The 16,431-nt window shown below is 56.3% G+C and carries 18 protein-coding genes; 9 read left to right on the top strand and 9 right to left on the bottom strand.

The features are described from left to right. Window positions 1-76 precede the first annotated feature (76 nt). The gene (locus FAES_RS24495; RefSeq protein ID WP_015333891.1) at window positions 77-1,039 is read right to left on the bottom strand and encodes a DUF8428 domain-containing protein; all 963 of its coding nucleotides are present in this window, start codon (window positions 1,037-1,039) and stop codon (window positions 77-79) included. Window positions 1,040-1,357: 318 nt separating this feature from the next. Between FAES_RS24495 and FAES_RS24490 the strand changes: the two genes are divergently transcribed. Then, window positions 1,358-2,017: a YggS family pyridoxal phosphate-dependent enzyme gene (locus FAES_RS24490; protein WP_015333890.1), complete on the top strand. Its 660-nt coding sequence runs from the start codon at window positions 1,358-1,360 to the stop codon at window positions 2,015-2,017. Between the two features lie 65 nt (window positions 2,018-2,082). After that, the gene (locus tag FAES_RS24485) at window positions 2,083-2,463 is read left to right on the top strand and encodes a DUF423 domain-containing protein (protein WP_015333889.1); all 381 of its coding nucleotides are present in this window, start codon (window positions 2,083-2,085) and stop codon (window positions 2,461-2,463) included. Here the strand turns inward: FAES_RS24485 and FAES_RS24480 are convergent, their stop codons facing one another. The 4 genes from FAES_RS24480 to FAES_RS24465 form a co-directional block, all read right to left on the bottom strand. Continuing rightward, a complete protein-coding gene (locus tag FAES_RS24480; RefSeq protein WP_015333888.1) occupies window positions 2,464-3,702 on the bottom strand; it encodes a 3-phosphoshikimate 1-carboxyvinyltransferase in 1,239 nt (412 codons plus the stop codon). 38 nt (window positions 3,703-3,740) lie between these two features. Beyond that, entirely contained in the window at window positions 3,741-4,175 is a 435-nt protein-coding gene (locus FAES_RS24475) for a response regulator (RefSeq protein ID WP_015333887.1), read from the bottom strand. 596 nt (window positions 4,176-4,771) lie between these two features. Next, window positions 4,772-5,437 (bottom strand): hypothetical protein, encoded by a 666-nt coding sequence (locus tag FAES_RS24470; protein ID WP_015333886.1) that lies wholly within the window; start codon window positions 5,435-5,437, stop codon window positions 4,772-4,774. 79 nt (window positions 5,438-5,516) lie between these two features. Beyond that, window positions 5,517-6,074 (bottom strand): DUF502 domain-containing protein, encoded by a 558-nt coding sequence (locus tag FAES_RS24465; protein ID WP_041258361.1) that lies wholly within the window; start codon window positions 6,072-6,074, stop codon window positions 5,517-5,519. Window positions 6,075-6,202: 128 nt separating this feature from the next. Here FAES_RS24465 and FAES_RS24460 point away from each other — a divergent pair, with 128 nt between their 5' ends. The 3 genes from FAES_RS24460 (at window position 6,203) to FAES_RS24450 (ending at window position 9,674) form a co-directional block, all read left to right on the top strand. Then, the gene (locus FAES_RS24460) at window positions 6,203-7,270 is read left to right on the top strand and encodes an Ldh family oxidoreductase (RefSeq protein ID WP_015333884.1); all 1,068 of its coding nucleotides are present in this window, start codon (window positions 6,203-6,205) and stop codon (window positions 7,268-7,270) included. A gap of 111 nt (window positions 7,271-7,381) precedes the next feature. Then, a complete protein-coding gene (locus FAES_RS24455; RefSeq protein ID WP_015333883.1) occupies window positions 7,382-8,419 on the top strand; it encodes a glycoside hydrolase family 43 protein in 1,038 nt (345 codons plus the stop codon). A gap of 82 nt (window positions 8,420-8,501) precedes the next feature. Beyond that, window positions 8,502-9,674 (top strand): L,D-transpeptidase family protein, encoded by a 1,173-nt coding sequence (locus tag FAES_RS24450; RefSeq protein WP_015333882.1) that lies wholly within the window; start codon window positions 8,502-8,504, stop codon window positions 9,672-9,674. A 154-nt stretch (window positions 9,675-9,828) separates the two neighbouring features. Here FAES_RS24450 and FAES_RS24445 read toward each other — a convergent pair whose 3' ends face one another. Then, on the bottom strand, window positions 9,829-10,542 hold the full coding sequence (locus FAES_RS24445; protein WP_015333881.1) for a murein L,D-transpeptidase catalytic domain family protein: 714 nt from the start codon (window positions 10,540-10,542) through the stop codon (window positions 9,829-9,831). A gap of 93 nt (window positions 10,543-10,635) precedes the next feature. After that, a complete protein-coding gene (locus tag FAES_RS24440) occupies window positions 10,636-11,829 on the bottom strand; it encodes a PQQ-dependent sugar dehydrogenase (protein ID WP_015333880.1) in 1,194 nt (397 codons plus the stop codon). Window positions 11,830-12,001: 172 nt separating this feature from the next. On the opposite strand from FAES_RS24440, the gene FAES_RS24435 reads away from it, so the two are divergent. Then, complete coding sequence (locus FAES_RS24435) at window positions 12,002-12,823, top strand: serine O-acetyltransferase (RefSeq protein WP_041258360.1); 822 nt, start codon at window positions 12,002-12,004, stop codon at window positions 12,821-12,823. Window positions 12,824-12,937: 114 nt separating this feature from the next. Beyond that, entirely contained in the window at window positions 12,938-13,390 is a 453-nt protein-coding gene (gene dtd, locus FAES_RS24430; RefSeq protein ID WP_015333878.1) for a D-aminoacyl-tRNA deacylase, read from the top strand. A gap of 55 nt (window positions 13,391-13,445) precedes the next feature. On the opposite strand, the gene FAES_RS24425 is transcribed toward dtd, so the two are convergent. Next, complete coding sequence (locus tag FAES_RS24425) at window positions 13,446-13,925, bottom strand: DUF8479 domain-containing protein (RefSeq protein WP_015333877.1); 480 nt, start codon at window positions 13,923-13,925, stop codon at window positions 13,446-13,448. Window positions 13,926-13,945: 20 nt separating this feature from the next. Beyond that, window positions 13,946-14,866: an ROK family protein gene (locus tag FAES_RS24420; RefSeq protein ID WP_015333876.1), complete on the bottom strand. Its 921-nt coding sequence runs from the start codon at window positions 14,864-14,866 to the stop codon at window positions 13,946-13,948. Between the two features lie 169 nt (window positions 14,867-15,035). Here FAES_RS24420 and FAES_RS24415 point away from each other — a divergent pair, with 169 nt between their 5' ends. Together FAES_RS24415 and FAES_RS24410 are read left to right on the top strand one after the other, a co-directional pair. Further along, window positions 15,036-15,497 (top strand): redoxin domain-containing protein, encoded by a 462-nt coding sequence (locus FAES_RS24415; protein ID WP_015333875.1) that lies wholly within the window; start codon window positions 15,036-15,038, stop codon window positions 15,495-15,497. 110 nt (window positions 15,498-15,607) lie between these two features. After that, window positions 15,608-16,378, top strand: coding sequence for a class I SAM-dependent methyltransferase (locus FAES_RS24410; protein WP_015333874.1), 771 nt, complete (start codon window positions 15,608-15,610; stop codon window positions 16,376-16,378). The last annotated feature ends 53 nt before the right edge of the window (window positions 16,379-16,431 follow it).

Below are 16,431 nucleotides of genomic sequence, written 5' to 3'. Positions count from 1 at the left end.
TTACGAAAAAGCCCCGGCAGCTACGGCCGGGGCTTTTTCGTAAAGAGTCAATAGCCTGTCGAAAGCAGGAAAGGGGTTATTTCACGGTGAATTCGCCCTGACCGATACGGAAGCCTTCCGAATAGATTTCGATGATGTGGCGGCCTTCGTTGAAACGCTGCCCACCCCGGCCGTACACAAACGACACCTGCTGTCCCGTGTTGTCGTAATCGATGCGTTGCATGGCCGTGTAGATCATGTCTTTGTTGGCGTAGGTAAACTCACCCGAGCCCGTGGCCATATCGGAGATGACAGCCCCCGCCGGGTCGAGAATACGCAGGTAGATGTCTTTCGCGTTTTTCTCAGTCAGCGGGTTTTGCGACAGCCGGAACGAGACTTTTACCTTGTCGAGCCGTTTCGCCTTGTAGGTGCCGCCGTCTTTTTCCTTGCCCCGCTCGTTGAGGGCGGTCACCACGATGTCATCGGCATGCAGGGCGGCGGCCACAGTGACTTTATCGCTTAGCTCTCGGTTCTGCGCCTGTACGGCCCGTGTCTTCGAGGCATAGCTAGCTACCGTATCGACCAGGATCTGCCTGTCTTGTCGGAGCGAATTGTTCTGGGCCGACAGGGTTTGATTCTCTTCGTTGAGGATGCCGTTCTCCTCGCGCAACCGGGCAATCTCTTCATCTTTGGCGGCCAGCAGGGTCTGGTACTGCGCAATCTTCTGCTGATACTTGCGGGCGTCAAAATTCTGCACGTCACGAATGCGCATTTTGTCGGCCTCGACCTGCTCTTTGACTTTTAACAACGAATCGACGCTGCCGCCTAGCTGTTGAATTTCGGCGATTTTTGCATCCAGTTGCGCCGAAATAGAATCGAGCTTCATCTTCGTAACCAGCACCTCTTCGGTCTTGGCGGCGATCGTGGCATCTTTGGTTTTGTTATTCTCTTTCTCCTGAATCCAGAAATAAAGCAACAATACGTTCAGTGCGGCTAAAGCTAAGAGGGCGACTAACAGGATGTTACGGCTGCTGTTTCGTTTTTCGGTTCTTTGTTCCATAACAGGATACGATGTGATGCGGTTAGATTTACAGTGTACAGAATAGGAGGTGTATTGCCACGATTACTACTTAACGCAGAAGGCCCAAGCAGTTGATATAGCATGCACCTCGCCAGTCAAACGGCGTAAATCACTTCTTCTGAGGCCAAAAACTACAGCATTCTTTACTAAACTCAAATGCAGGGCACACATTCTTCCCAAACGGCGATGGCCGAACGGCCTGATCCCGAGCTTTGATGCTGCCCCGTCATTCCTTTTGCCGGTTATCTGCTGGCGTTAATCGCTATCCAAAATTGACTCATACGAACCTCTCTTCTCATGTCTATTGCCACCGCTATTCAACAGATTGACACGCAGATCGCCGGCCGGGCTACGCTGGTTGCCGTCACGAAAACGAAGCCTGTACCCATGTTGCAGGAGGCCTACGAGGCCGGTTGCCGTCATTTTGGCGAAAACCGGGTGCAGGAACTGATTGAGAAACAGCCGCTGCTCCCCGCCGATGTACGCTGGCATCAGATCGGTCATCTGCAAACCAACAAAGTCAAATACATCGCCCCGTTCATCAGCCTGATCGAGTCGGTCGATAGCGAAAAATTGCTGGTCGAAATTGATAAACAGGCGCAGCGGCATAACCGCGTGATCGACTGTCTGCTACAAGTCTTTATTGCTGACGAGGAAACGAAATTTGGCTTTGCCCCGTCTGAGGTGATCGACCTCCTGCAGGCCCCCGGCCTCGACGACCTGACCAACATTCGGATTGTGGGCCTGATGGGCATCGCCACCAACACCGACGATGAAGCGCAGGTACGGGAGGAGTTTCGCGAATTAAAGCAACTCTTTGATGCCCTGCGGCCGATCGAGCGCCCCAACGTAGCCCTGACCGAACTTTCGATGGGCATGAGCAGCGATTACCTCATTGCGCTTGAAGAAGGCAGCACCATGGTCCGCGTTGGCAGTGCTATTTTTGGGCAACGATAAACTAGTCTGGAAAGCCAGTCAGTTGCCGAAGCAGTACGACTGACTTTCCAGACGCCAAAACAGACATGCATAAATTCTTTCTTCAAACCGGAGCCGTGTTGGGTATCCTGGGCGTCTCGATCGGCGCGTTCGGGGCACACGGGCTGCGGGCTAAACTGGAAGCCGCGGGCCGGTTCGATACCTTCGAGACGGCCGTGCGCTACCATTTCTACCACACGTTTGCCCTGGTGCTGGTGGGTATACTCATGCAGCAGCTGGCCGGTAACCCAGCGGCCGTAAAGTGGCTGGGCTACTCGGGCTATAGCTTCCTGATCGGCGTGCTCATCTTCTCCGGGTCACTCTACGTGCTGTGCCTGTCGGGCATCACCTGGCTGGGTGCCATCACGCCCATCGGCGGCCTGTTCATGATCGCCGGTTGGGCGTTGCTTTGGTGGGCCGTGCGGTGATTACAGCGCAGTGACTCCGGCGACGGTGCTGAAATCCTCCCAGAAGGATGGGTACGATTTTGCCACCACGCCGGGTTCTTCAATAATAACCGGGTAGCGGGCAGCAATGGGCGCAAAAGCCATGGCCATGCGGTGATCGTCGTACGTATCGATGCGGACGGGCGCGGCGTCGGGCTGGGGTGCGTTGGCTGCCCGCACCTCGTAGCGGTGGTTGGGCTCCACTTCCACCAGATCGGCGCCGAATTTGCGCAGTTCGGTCTGAAGCGCAAGCACCCGGTCTGTCTCCTTGATTTTCAGGCTTTCGATGCCCGTAAACGTAGCCGGGATGCCTTTGATGGCTGCGCAGACGGCCACGGTTTGGGCCAGATCGGGGCAGTTCGTGAAATCGACCGTAAGCTGGCCGGCGGCGGCTTTTTTCGTTAGCCGATACCCTTTTCCCGTATACGTTGCCTGCACGCCGAGCTGGTCCATGATGCCGACAATGGCGCTATCGCCCTGAAGCGACTCGTCTTTGAGTCCCAGCAACTCGATATCGGCCTCGTCGGCCAGCGCCACCACGCTAAACCAGTAACTAGCCCCCGACCAGTCCGACTCGATGGTGTAATCGGTGGGTTGGTACGTACCCGCCGGAATGTGGATACGCTGAGCGCCCCAGTCGGCCTCGGGCCGAACGCCAAACGCGGCCATTTGCTGCAAAGTCATCGTGATATAGGGCACCGAGCCTAACGTACCTGTGAGGTTCAGCGTCAGGCCGGTAGGCAGGTAGGGAGCCAGCATAGCCAGCGCCGAAATATACTGGCTGCTCACGTCGCCCCGAATGCTCAGTTCCTGTAGGCCCGTCGACTGGAAACCCCGTGTCTGCAAGGGCGGATAACCGTCTTTACCCAGATACGCGATATCGGCACCCAGCGCGCGCAGGGCTTCAACCAGCAGCCCAATGGGCCGCTCGCACATGCGGGGAGTACCGGTCATGGTTTTGGTTTGGCCTGTCAGGGCGAAATAGGCCGTCAGAAACCGCATCGTAGTGCCCGCATCGAGCACGTCGGCCGTGGCATCATCGGTGCGGAGCAGGCGGATCATGGTCTGCGTGTCGCGGGCCGACGACAGGTTGTGCAGATGGCAGCGGAAGCCGGTGAGGGCGTCGAGAATCAGGGCGCGGTTGCTTTCGCTTTTCGACGAGGTAAGGGCAATGGTGGCCCGAATTGGTTGGCCAGTGGGCGTTACAGAAACGGCATTCATGCTGCAAAGCAACGAAAAAAACGCCGGTTACGGGCTAACTAGCTCACAGCCGGTTGCGGATTGGCCGGTGGAATCTGCGCCAGATTCAGCCAGAATTGTTGGAGGTGCTGCACCGTCTTCACCAAATCCACGTATTGGTTTGGTTTGGTGATAAACGAATTGGCGCCCAGCGAGTAGGCCCGCATCACATCGTCACGCTGGCTGGAGGTGGTCAGGACCACAACAGGCAACGTGCGGTAGGCGTCCTGCTGCCGCAAATACTGCAAGGTCTGAAACCCATCCATCACGGGCATATTCAGATCAAGCAGTACCAGCGCGGGGCGTGGGCCTGTCTCCTGAAGCTGGTTGAGCAGTTGTTCACCGTTGGTGAAGAAAACCAGCTCACACGCTTTACTTGCCGACGCGAAGGCGGTACGAAGTAGGAACTGATCGTCCTCATCGTCTTCGGCAATATAGATGGTATGCTGGCTCATAGGGGTTAACGAAACCGTTAATGCGTATAAAGGTAATCGTTCGGCTCGGTAATCAGGCCATTTTGTTCAACATCTTTGAATTAAATTCTAAACATGTTTTTAGAGCAAGTACCCTTAAAAGATGCTGAAACTGAATCCGATGCAAGATTAACTATGCTCAATCCACTGATTGTTACTAAAAAACTAGTAACTGCTAAAAAGCGAGTTCATCAAGTTTGCAGAGTACGGTTTTTGGGTAATTGACCCGAAAGTTGATCGTGCTGCAAACTGGGCTATCGATCGGCTAATTATAGTTACTGTAAATTATAACTAAATGTTGACCAGTTAATTGTAAATTAACATTGACAGGAAAATGTAGGCTTAAATGGGTTGCTTACTGGAAATCGGTTATGTGTTGGTCGCCGCCGCTATCGGGTACATAAAGTATATCAACTGGCAATGATGAGCCGTTATTTGGGCTGCGCTTATCAAATAAATAGACTTCTATTTCAACACGTTAACAAAAAATCGTGACAGCGGTAACTTATTTGTTTAATTATGGCTTCACAAGATTTCGGGTAAAAAAACCAGTTTGCGGATTGGAATTTTGGCGACAATTATAATGTCCACAATACTTTCAGGCGATTGCGACTATTGATCGGGTATTTCCGGTAGGATAGCTTGTAGCAGACACCACCTCCCAAGATGAGCAGGCCCGCCGGTATCAACGCTTTCTTCTCGAAGATAAACCGGCCGCCGCCATCGAGCGCCCGTGGGTTTACAAAGTCGGCCACGAGAAAAATAATCCCGGCGGCGGGCAGCAGGTAAGCCGCCTGGTTGACAAACGGAATCTGCCGTCGCAAATAAACCTTGCGCACATCGGCGAGCGGGAAACCCAGGGGCTGCGCCTGATCGTAGAGTTCGTTCTGGAAGGCGATGGTAAAGGCCGTATCGCTCACGCTCATCAGGGGGTAGCGGTATTTCTGCCCATCCGACCAGGTACGGAAGGCCATGGTCTCGCCCGGGAAAATCCGGTACCGCCGAAATTTGCCGAAGAGGCCCGTGCGGTCAACCGCCAGATAGCGGGTGTGCGGGGCGGGGCGTCGGGCTGAGTCGGCGGCCAGAAAAGCCGGTAGGGTGTCGGTCGATGGGGGGTAGGCGACCGCTGGCGTTGTGGTGCGGAGCGGGGGCTCCTGCATCCGTACACCCGGCACACTGCCCGGTTGGGCCTGCGCCAGTTGGGTCAGCAGACAGATACTTACAAAGAGAAAGGCGGGTTTCATGGGGCTATCCGTTCACGTGTTCATAACCCCATGACTGCGGTAAAGGTTGGAAAGGGCGAGGCAGCGCCCCGGTTTGGTATCATTTTCCGCTGACACCGCCCGACACGATCAGCTTCATTGCATCGGCCGATGCGATGTTGAGCAGTTTGACGTTGGCGGCGGGCACCACATACAATTCGCCCGAAAAGGCATAGGAGTGAGGCATGTAGACCATCACGCTGTCGACGAGGTCGAGGTGGCTCAGATCAGTCTGGGTCAGGAACCCTACTTTGCACAGGCCTGACTCCCGGTTGATGGTAACGAGCACGGGCTGGTTGAATTTCTTTTTGTCGCCCACAAAGGCCGAAATCAGATCCTTGACGGAAAAATAGATGAGGCTGACCAGCGGCAGGTGCCGGATGGAACCTTCAAACAAACCACCCAGCGATTGTGGAATAACGGTGGAGATCAACAGGCCCGACCCCAGAATCAACAGGGTGACGATCAGAAACCCGATGCCGGGGATGTCGATGTGCACCAGCCCGTCGACCCAGATAAAAACGCTGTAGATAATGTAGATGGTCAGACCCAGCGGTACAATGGCCAACACCCCCCGACCAAAGTACGTGATGAGCCGACTCATGAATGGATGTCTCATAAGAGCAAAGATAGCAGGGAATAGCGGGGGTTGGCAGGGGGCAATAATGGCGCAAGGAACGGTGTTAAAGGCCATCCCTACGCCAAAGTCGCCCTGCCAACCCCGCCATTCCCTGCTATCTTTACCCCATGATTCAAGCCAATACGCTTCGCTCGTTTACCGAGCAGATTTTTGGGGCCATCGGTTGCTCGGAAGCCGACGCCCGTTTAGCCGCTGATGTGCTGGTTTCTGCCGATTTACGCGGCGTCGATTCGCACGGGGTAGCGCGCCTGCCTGGGTACGTTCGGCTGTACGATAACGGTCGGCTAAACCCCACGCCTGCCATCAAAATCGTCCACGAAACCCCCTCGACCGCCGTGGTCGACGGCGACCGGGGGCTGGGCCTGGTGGTGGGGCCCTGGGCCATGCAGGTGGCGATCGATAAAGCCCGCGTAGCTGGTACGGGCTGGGTGGCCGTGCGTAACTCCAACCACTTCGGCATTGCCGGTTACCACGCCCTGCTGGCCACCGATCACGATATGATCGGGCAGGCCATGACCCACGCCGCCCCGCTGGTAGCGCCCACTTTTTCGCTCGACAAACTGCTGGGTACCAACCCCATCGCCGTGGCGATCCCGGCCGCAACCGAGCCACCCTTCCTGGCCGATTTTGCCTCGACGGCCGTTGCGTACGGGAAGCTGGAAATTCTGCAACGCAAAGGGCAACCCGCCCCGCTGGGCTGGGCGCAGGACGCCGACGGACAACCTACCACCGACTCGAACGCGGTAAAAAACGGCGGAGCGTTGCTGCCGCTCGGCTCTGATCGCGAGCACGGTAGCCACAAAGGTTACGGGCTGGGGGCCATCGTCGATATCTTTTCGGGGGTACTGTCGGGAGCCAACTACGGCCCGTGGGTGCCGCCCTTCGCCACCGCGGGCTTTATGAGCGCCAACGAAGGTGTAGGCGTGGGTACGGGCCACTTTTTCGGTGCTATGCGCATCGACGCGTTCCGGCCCGCCGCCGAGTTCAAAAACCACATGGATACCTGGATTCAGCGCTTCCGGTCGGCCAAGGCCGTAGCGGGTAAGCAGGTGCTGGTTCCCGGTGACCCCGAGCGGCTGATGGAAGCCGAACGGCTACAAGCGGGCATTCCGGTGCACGAAACAGTGGTGCAACAACTAGAGCATTTGGGCGAGCGGTTTGGGCTGAAGCTGTAGACCGCACTCGCCTGTACCCTAGATTTTGCCTGATTTGGGGGCTATTTTTTGCCGTTCGTGTCTTTACGTCATGAACGGCTTTTTTGTTGCCGGCTAAACGCCCCCTTTCCGATGAGAACGTACCTGATTGCGCTCTGGCTAACCAGCCTGACTGCCCTGACGGCCCTCGCCCAGCCAACCTTCACCAACCCGCTGAAACCATCCGGGCCCGATCCGTGGGTGTTGCAGAAAGATGGCTGGTATTATTACATGAACACGACCGGCCGCGACCTCACCCTCTGGCGTACGCAGAATCTGGCCGATCTGGGGCAGGCTGAGCGCAAGGTGATTTTTACGCCGCCTGCCGGTACGGGGTATTCCAGAGAGCTCTGGGCGCCCGAGATTCATCACCTGGACGATCGCTGGTACGTCTACTTTTCGGCCGATTCGCTCAACAACCTAAGTCACCGCGTCTGGGTCATTGAAAACCCGGCGGCAGACCCGTTTACGGGTACGTGGACGGTGAAAGGCAAAATCGGGGATGCCGACGATCATTGGGCTATCGACATGAGCGTGTTCGATTTTCGTGGTAAACGCTACGCCGTCTGGTCGGGCTGGGAAGGCCGCAAAAACGGGCGTCAGGATATTTTCATTGGCGAAATGACCAACCCTTGGACGCTGAAAAAAGGGCGGCGGTACAAAATCAGTCAGCCGGAATATGACTGGGAAAAACACGGCGACGTACCCGCCGACTGGCAGAAAAATGGCGAGGTGCCGCAAATCTGGGTCAACGAAGGTCCCGAAGCCCTGCAACACGATGGTCGCCTGTTTCTGGCCTATTCGGCCAATGCCTGCTGGCTCGACTACTGCCTTGGCCTGTTGACTTATAGGGGAAAAGGCAGCCTGCTAAACCCAAAAAACTGGACCAAGATGCCTCAGCCCGCTTTTGTGCAGGCACCCGAAAATGGCGTCTATGCACCGGGGCACGGTGGTTTTTTTACGGACGGGGCCGGGCAGAATTGGATGATCTACCACGCCAACGCCAACCCCAACGATGGCTGTGGTAACAAACGAGCGCCCCATATTCAGCCGTTTACCTGGAATGCCGACGGAACTCCCAACTTTGGCAAGCCCATTCCGAAAGTGCCCACAGCGGGGCCAATGCGCTGAGTGCGTGCGCCGTAGAACGTACCTGCAGTGGCGACAGCCTAAGTACTGGCAACATTTTTGGTCTGTGGTGCGTCTTTACTATATGACTCAACGCAGAAACTGGATACACCTGGGTCGGTTGGCAGCACTGTTGCTGTCGCTGACCTTCGTCCGCTGTTCCGACAAGAAACCGGCCGGTCCCGACTGGCCCGCGCAGTTGCAGGCAACGCGGCGCTACGCCGACTCGCTCGGCATCGACAGTACGCGCTTTGCCAGCAGCAACCCCGCCGAAGCCCGCCAAACGCTCGAAAAACTGATTACCGAAATCCGCTACGGACACGAACCCGACGATCAGTCGTTTGCCAAGCTGAAGGAGACGGTCGATACGGCAGTGGTTGGAAAAGCCCTTCGGGCCAGCGATGTGGCGTCGGCTCTGAAAACGGACGCGCCCCGCTTTGCGCCCTACAAAGCCCTGTTGGCGCAGTACCAGCAGGTGCGGCAAACGGCCACGCCCGAGCAACGGAAGGCCATTGAACGCACGCTCAACTATTACCGCTACCTCAACCGGTTCAGCAATGAGCAGTTCATTCTGGTGAATATTCCGGCGGCGCGGCTGGTGGTGTATGACCGGGCCGGGCAGCGCACGTTGCCGATGGACGTGATTGTGGGCAAGGCCGACAAAGCGACGCCCCGGTTCAATTGCAACCTGACCGAAATTGTGGCTTACCCGTACTGGAACGTACCTGAGAGCATCGCCAAGAAGGAGATTCTGCCGAAAGTGAAGGCAAGCACGAGCTACCTCGACAGCCAGAATATGCAGATACTGGATGCCCGCAACGAGCCGGTCGACCCCGAGTCGATTGATTGGGAAACGGTATCCGCCAGCGACTTTCCGTACCGGTTCCGGCAAACATCAGGCTGCCACAACTCGCTGGGGCTGATCAAATTCGTGCTCAATGGCCCGCCCGCTATCTACCTCCACGACACCAACGCCCGCGAGCTCTTCGACCAGACCACCAACCACTGGCGGAGCCACGGTTGTGTGCGGGTGCAACAGCCCGTAGAGCTAGCCAACTTCGTGTTGGGTGCGACCAAATTTGATGAGGGATTCTATAACCGGTGCCTCGTCGACCAGACGCCGAAATCGTTCAAACTGCCGAAGCCATTCCCGGTTTTCGTCACGTACCTGCTGGCCGACGTCGATGATCAGGGTAAGCTGGTCTATTTTAAAGACGTATATCGTCTCGAAAAGAAAATGGATCTGGCCGCCCGGTAAACTCTGGTCATACTATTTTTTTGTCATCCCGATGTAGGAGGAATCTCGAAGGTCACTGCTCGTAAGTGAACGGACCTCAAGATCCCTCCTACGTCGGGATGACAAAAAAACAGTATGACAAAAAAGGAGCGACTGAAAATGTGCGTGAAGCGTCTTACCCTTTCAGAAAGGTCGACTCGTTCAGATACGTCTCGTTGGGCGAATAAATGAACAGGCAGGAGCCGCCAGCGATGGTTTTAACGATCGACGAGCACTCGGTAGGCGAGACAGCGGGACAACCCTGGCTGCGGCCCAGACGACCGGTGCGCTTGATGAAATCCTCACAAACGTAATCGGCCCCGTGCATCACGATTGCCCGCGAAAAGGCATTGTCGTTCCAGCCCCGTTCCAGGCCTTTCAACTGCATCGACAGACCGTGCTTGCCCTGATACAGCCCCATAGTCTGGTAAAAGCCGAGACTCGACTGGTACGACGAGTTGGTATTAGAAAATTTGGTTGGCAACAACTCACCCGAGTTGCGGCCGTGCGCTACATAGGTGTTAAACAGTAACTTACGCTTAGCTAAGTCAATAATATACAGCCGTTTTTTGCTCGACGGCTGACTCATATCAACGATAGATAGGAGGGGACGGGCGGCAGCCATACGTTGCATACCCTTCAGGGCTAATGCATAGACATCGCGGCCCAATCCGGTGGTGGCCAGGCCCAGTTCATCATAAAGAGCGAGGGCTTCGTTGGCGGGTGCTACGGTTGCAGGTACCGCTTTTTTGGCGGTCACGGTCAGCGGAGTGGAAGACGTGTTTGGCTTTTCGGAGCCTGTCATCGACAGACAAAGCAACGACAGGGCAATCAGCAGTGGTTTAGTCATGCAGTCAGCAGTGTGTTCGTTAACGTCGGTGAGCTTATAACGAGTACTCTACTGATTTAATTCGCTAAACGGCCCAATTCCCAATTAGCCCCACTACTTCCCGGCCACTACCTTCAGAATCCGGCCATCGCCGTGGTCGCAGAGATACACTTCGCCCGCCCGATCTTCGCCAAATGCCGAGATCGTTCCGGCCCGTTCAAGCACCTGCTGACTGGTGGCGCTGTTTCGGCCTGTAGGCGTCAGAGCCCAAACCCGGCCGCTGGCATAATCGGCAAACAAGTACTTGTTGGCCAGTGCTGGGATGGCCTTCCCTTCATAAACGACACCGCCCGTTACCGACACGTCGCCGTTGTCGTGGGTATATTCATAGATGGGGTCGATCAGCGGGTCGGTTGCCTTTTCGCCGTTTTTGTACGCGGCGTTGGCTTCGCGGATGCGCCAGCCATAATTACCGCCTTTGGTGACGACATCGATCTCCTCAATCTTATTCTGCCCCACGTCGCCAACCCAAAGGCGGTTTTGCTTGTCGAAGCTGAAGCGCCACGGATTCCGTAGCCCGTAGGCGTAAATCTCCTCACGCCATCCGTTTCGGTTGCCTGCATACGGATTATCTTTTGGAGTGCCGTAATGCCCCTTCTCGGTGCTGTTCACGTCGATACGCAACATCTTGCCCAACAGGCTGGCTTTGTTCTGCGCGTTATTCTGTGGATCGCCGCCACTGCCGCCGTCGCCCGCCGCGATGTACAGATAGCCATCGGGACCAAACGCAAGTTTACCACCGTTGTGGTTCGAGTAAGGTTGCCGGTATGTCAGCAGCACTACTTCTGATGCGGGGTCAATCTGCCGCGCATTTGTCGAGCTGGCTTTGAATCGGCTGATGACCGTTTCACGCGGATTGTCTTTGGTGTAATTGACGAAGAAGAAGCCATTTTTGGCAAAATCGGGATGGAACGCAAGGCCCAATAGTCCCATTTCACCGCCGTACGCTACACGCTTCCGAATGTCGAGATAGGTGTCGGCCGTTGGCGCATTACTGACCTGATCGACAACCTTGATTTGCCCCGACTGCTCCACCACAAACATGCGGTTGGTCCCGTCGCTGGCGTAGGTGTACTCAACGGGTGAGTCGAAGCGAAGTTTGGGATGAGCGTTTACGGTACGCACCTCTGCTACGCTGGCGTCGACTTTTGGCTTTTCGCCAGCTTCACAGAAACGGGCTACCAAAAACGAAAAGCCACTGGTGGCGGCTAGCGAAGCAAGCAGAATATAGAGGGTTTTGTACAGCATACACAGGTACGTGTCAAATAGGGGGCCAAACCGCGTCGCCGAACTATTTATGGGGGTAATTGTTCGGCAATCAACGGTTTTGCCCTATTTTCCCATCAGCATACACCGCTCCTCAGGTTCGGTTGTGTTGGGCCATCGCCCCAGTTTGGGGAAGCTTAGCCACTATGTGTTTATGTCTACTTCTTTGACGACGTTTCTGGGCCGACTGGCTGCTCAGGGCAAGCAATATCAGTATCGGCTGCCCTCGCGCCCCGATGCCGGTCGGTTTATCGACCAACTCATGCGGATGCTGTTTCCCGTCACGCAGGATTGCCAGTCGGTAACGGCCAACGTTGGTGAAACGTACCTGCGGCTCAACGAGCAGTTGTTATGCCTGCTCCAGCCAATCCGGCCTAATCTGGGTACGTTGCCCGAGGCCGTAGCGCATCGCTTTTTCGACGAACTCCCCGCCATTCATGAGCACCTGCTGCTGGATGCACAAGCCATTGCCGACAATGACCCGGCGGCGGTCAGCATCGAGGAGGTGATCGCCGTATATCCGGGCTTTTATGCCATTGCCGTGTACCGCATTGCCCACGCGCTGCTACAGGCCGGTGTGCCCCTGTTGCCCCGGATGCTGACCGAGTATGCACACGGCCAGACGGGTATCGACATTCACCCCGGCGCGACGATCGGCCCTTCATTTTTTATTGACCACGGTACCGGCGTCGTCATCGGCGAAACGACGATTATCGGTGCCAACGTGCGGGTGTATCAGGGCGTAACGCTGGGCGCCACCCACATTGCCAAATCGCTGGCGCAGAAAAAACGCCACCCGAGCATTGAAGACAACGTGGTGATTTACGCTAACGCCACCATTCTGGGCGGCAACACGGTCGTTGGGCACGACTCGGTCATCGGTGGTAACGTCTGGCTCACCGAGAGCGTCCCGCCCTTCTCGCGGGTATACCACCGCAGTCAGATCGACGTGCGGACTATCGAGCAGGACGTGTAGGCATGTATACTGAATAATGCACAATGAATAATGGGCCCCGTCTGTTATGCGCCGTACCGCCATTATTCATTGTGCATTATTCATTATACATCGTATATCCTTCATTAATCACCTATGATCGCTGTTTTACAACGGGTTTCGGAGGCTGCTGTCCGTATTGACGGGCAGGTGGCCGGGCAGATCGGGCGGGGCTTTCTGGTCTTGCTGGGCATCACCCATACCGATACGACCGACGACATTGTCTGGCTCTCGAAGAAGATTGCCGGTATGCGGGTCTTTAACGATGAGGATGGTAAGATGAACCTCGACCTGGCCGCCGTGCAGGGGAGCGTGCTGCTGATCAGCCAGTTTACGCTGCACGCCAGCACCAAAAAAGGCAATCGCCCCAGCTTTATCGACGCCGCCCGGCCCGACGTGGCCATTCCGCTCTACGAGCAGATGATCGTCCAACTGAGCGCCGACGTCGGCCACCCCATTCAGACGGGCCGGTTTGGGGCCGACATGCAGGTCTCACTCCTCAACGACGGCCCCGTCACGATTGTCATCGACACCAAAAACCGGATATAGGGCTTGCCAGGCGTTGGTGTTGCCCGTAGCCCGACAAGCCCCGTACGTATCGTCCTCAGTTTCCGTATTCGGTGGGCCCCACGGGAATGCGCATGACAAACTCGCCCGTGCGGTCGCGGTACAGGTACGTCATCGTAACGCTGTGGTCGCGCAGTTCGGCCATCGCCGGGTTCGTCTTGACCGATTCGATCAGCATCGGCTTGGTTTGCGCTTCGAGCTGCGCTACGTCCATCGGCATGTCTGCCCGCACCACCGCCGTGAGCGTGTAGAAATACTGCAACTCCGTCGTCGATACGGCGTGGGCGCTATCGAGGCGGGTGCCTGCGTCGACCTGAATTGGGCATTGCCGGTTGATTTCTGCCGCCGCATTTTTGAGCTGATCCGCAATGGCCGACGACTCAGCCGCCACCTGATCGTAGATGGCCGTCGAGGTCGAATCGGTTGGCGGCTGAGCCGTCGACTCTGCCTTTTTGCCCTCCGAACAGGCTACGATAAGCAGTAGGAGCGGGGCGACGACAAGTAGAAAACTGCGCATGGTGAAGAGAGCCGATTGCCTTACAACATCGCCGCACCGAATACACCGGCGCTGTCGCCGAGTTTCGGGCGGAGAATGGGCGTGTGGACGACACCACTGTTGAAAATGTATTTTTTGATGCGCTCGACGCCTTCCGTGTACAGTTCGTCAATGCTGCTTACGCCGCCGCCTAGCACGATGGCGTCCGGGTCAAGCACGTTGGTGATGGTCGAGATGGCCCGGCCAAAATACTCCAGCATGCGGTCGATGGTGAGGCTGGCAACGGGGTCGATACCGGCGCGGTGGCGCTCAACGATTTCTTTCAGCTTCCGTTTCTCGCCACTCTGCTCGTAGTAAAATCGTTGCAGTGCCGTTCCTGAGAGCACCTGTTCGTTGCAGCCGCGTTTACCGCAATAGCAGTCGTAGCCGTTCTCTTCCAGGATGTTATGGCCCCACTCGCCCCCGATGCCATGCAGGCCGTTGATCACGAACGGGCGCCCGTCGAGGCCGCGAATGACCACGCCACCGCCAACGCCCGTACCCATGATCACGCCAAATACGCTCTGGAAATTGGGTACTACTTCGGGCACGGCGCCGAGTGTCGCTTCGGCCAGCGCAAAGCAGTTGGCGTCGTTGGCCAGCTCGACCGACGTACCCAGCCGCTCCAGCAGCGCCTGTTTCAGCGGCTGCCCGTTGAGGCAGGTCGTGTTGCAGTTTTTCATGGTCTGCGTGGCCGGGTCGAGGGTACCGGGCGTGGCAAAGCCGATGCGGTCAGGTACGTAGCCGGTTTCGGCCTTGAGCTGATCGATCAGCAGCACGATCCGGTCGACGATATGCTGGTAGCCCAGATGCGCTTCAGTATCGATGCGTTGGCGAATCACTACCGCGTCGGGCGAAGGGGCCGACAGAATGACGCCTTCAATCTTAGTACCGCCCAAGTCGATACCCCAATAGGTTTGCATGTGTGGGAGGAGTCAATGTTTACAGTTCAATGGCCAAAGTTCAGGGTTCGAGACACAACCTCCAACCTCATTGACAGGATTCGATGGTTAACCACGATTCGTGAAACCGTTTGCAGGTTGAGCGCCGAACCTTGAACTTTGGCCATTCAATCTTGAACAACTTCGTATTATGGCTTTAACAGTAGGACAACAAGCCCCCGCTTTTACCCTATTCTCATCGGATAAAAAAGAAGTGTCGCTGGCCGATTATGCCGGTCGCAACGTGGTGTTGCTTTTCTTCCCAATGGCGTTTACCAGCGTATGTACCGCCGAACTCTGCGAAATGCGCGACAACCTGCACGTCTACCAGAACCTGAATGCCGACGTACTGGCTATTTCGGTCGACTCACCCTTCACGCTCGACAAATTCAAAGCGGAGCAGAACCTCCCTTTCCCATTGCTGTCTGACTTCAACAAGGAGGTATCGGCCGCCTACGGGGCGCTGTATGACACCTTCGTGATGAACATGCACGGCGTCAGCAAACGAGCCGCCTTTGTGGTTGGCACCGATGGCGCGCTCAAGTACACCGAGGTGCTCGACAACGCCGGTAACGTACCCAACTTCACGGCCATACAGGCAGCCCTGAATTAACGAGTGAACGTGATAAAGCGTGAAAGAGCGGTCGGAACATACCTGTACAGGCCTTTTCGCCGCAGCGGCGGACCACTCTTTCACTCGTTCATTCGTTCACTCCTTCACCTATGTGGTATACAGATTTCTTCCATGGGTTGCCGCAACGTACCTGGAAGGCCGCCCAAACCGACGACCAAACGCAGCTTGAACTGGAGCGGGTGATCGAGTCGATGGAATTTGGCCCCGGCGACCGCGTGCTCGACGTGTTTTGTGGGTATGGCCGTCATGCCCTGCCACTAGCCCGTATGGGTGCCGAGGTAACGGGCATTGATATTTCGGCCGAATCGATTGCCGAGTTACAGGCTGACGCCCAGCGCGAAAATGTACCCCTGCGCGCCATTCAGGCCGATTTCCTGACAACGCCGCTTGATGTACTGGGCGGGGCAGGTTCATTTCAGGCGGTGTACTGCCTGGGCAACAGTTTCTGTTTTTTCGAGCATGGCCCCATGCAGGCATTTGTGGAGCGGATGGCGGCATTGCTGGAACCCGGCGGGCGGTTGTTGGTGCAATCGAGCATGGTGGCCGAAAGCCTGCTGCCCGATTTTCAGGAACGTACCTGGCTGCCCGTGGGCGATGACGTACAGGTGCTGATGGAGGCGGACTATGACCCCCTCACGGCCCGACTGACCCAGCAGCTAACCTACATTCAGCACGCCGCAACGGGTGTGGAAACCGCCCAGCGAACGGCTGAATACACCATCTACACCATTGCCGAATTGGTCGGGTTTTTGCGGCGGGCGGGCCTCATAACACTCGCTGTATACGGTACGGTCGAAGGTGACGATTACCGCATCGGTGACGAGGGTGTTTGGCTACTTGCCGAGCGCATAAGTCACTAACTATTTATCTGTTACGCACTAGTGGATTATTCTACTAAACCTGTTGCTTAACA

The sequence above is a fragment of the Fibrella aestuarina BUZ 2 genome, from assembly GCF_000331105.1.
Classification (GTDB): Bacteria; Bacteroidota; Bacteroidia; order Cytophagales; family Spirosomataceae; genus Fibrella; species Fibrella aestuarina.
The sequence above is the reverse complement of the archived record's forward strand: the minus strand, read 5'-3'. Positions and strand labels throughout refer to the sequence as shown.

Excerpts from the sequence above, each read along its gene's own strand:
- FAES_RS24450 (WP_015333882.1), top strand. The coding sequence starts at position 8,502 with ATGACTCAACGCAGAAACTGGATACACCTGGGTCGGTTGGCAGCACTG.
- FAES_RS24455 (WP_015333883.1), top strand. The coding sequence starts at position 7,382 with ATGAGAACGTACCTGATTGCGCTCTGGCTAACCAGCCTGACTGCCCTG.
- FAES_RS24495 (WP_015333891.1), bottom strand. The coding sequence starts at position 1,039 with ATGGAACAAAGAACCGAAAAACGAAACAGCAGCCGTAACATCCTGTTA.
- FAES_RS24420 (WP_015333876.1), bottom strand. The coding sequence starts at position 14,866 with ATGCAAACCTATTGGGGTATCGACTTGGGCGGTACTAAGATTGAAGGC.
- FAES_RS24490 (WP_015333890.1), top strand. The coding sequence starts at position 1,358 with ATGTCTATTGCCACCGCTATTCAACAGATTGACACGCAGATCGCCGGC.
- FAES_RS24470 (WP_015333886.1), bottom strand. The coding sequence starts at position 5,437 with ATGAAACCCGCCTTTCTCTTTGTAAGTATCTGTCTGCTGACCCAACTG.
- FAES_RS24475 (WP_015333887.1), bottom strand. The coding sequence starts at position 4,175 with ATGAGCCAGCATACCATCTATATTGCCGAAGACGATGAGGACGATCAG.
- FAES_RS24410 (WP_015333874.1), top strand. The coding sequence starts at position 15,608 with ATGTGGTATACAGATTTCTTCCATGGGTTGCCGCAACGTACCTGGAAG.
- FAES_RS24440 (WP_015333880.1), bottom strand. The coding sequence starts at position 11,829 with ATGCTGTACAAAACCCTCTATATTCTGCTTGCTTCGCTAGCCGCCACC.
- FAES_RS24465 (WP_041258361.1), bottom strand. The coding sequence starts at position 6,074 with ATGAGACATCCATTCATGAGTCGGCTCATCACGTACTTTGGTCGGGGG.
- FAES_RS24415 (WP_015333875.1), top strand. The coding sequence starts at position 15,036 with ATGGCTTTAACAGTAGGACAACAAGCCCCCGCTTTTACCCTATTCTCA.
- FAES_RS24460 (WP_015333884.1), top strand. The coding sequence starts at position 6,203 with ATGATTCAAGCCAATACGCTTCGCTCGTTTACCGAGCAGATTTTTGGG.
- FAES_RS24485 (WP_015333889.1), top strand. The coding sequence starts at position 2,083 with ATGCATAAATTCTTTCTTCAAACCGGAGCCGTGTTGGGTATCCTGGGC.
- FAES_RS24480 (WP_015333888.1), bottom strand. The coding sequence starts at position 3,702 with ATGAATGCCGTTTCTGTAACGCCCACTGGCCAACCAATTCGGGCCACC.
- dtd (WP_015333878.1), top strand. The coding sequence starts at position 12,938 with ATGATCGCTGTTTTACAACGGGTTTCGGAGGCTGCTGTCCGTATTGAC.
- FAES_RS24425 (WP_015333877.1), bottom strand. The coding sequence starts at position 13,925 with ATGCGCAGTTTTCTACTTGTCGTCGCCCCGCTCCTACTGCTTATCGTA.
- FAES_RS24435 (WP_041258360.1), top strand. The coding sequence starts at position 12,002 with ATGTCTACTTCTTTGACGACGTTTCTGGGCCGACTGGCTGCTCAGGGC.
- FAES_RS24445 (WP_015333881.1), bottom strand. The coding sequence starts at position 10,542 with ATGACTAAACCACTGCTGATTGCCCTGTCGTTGCTTTGTCTGTCGATG.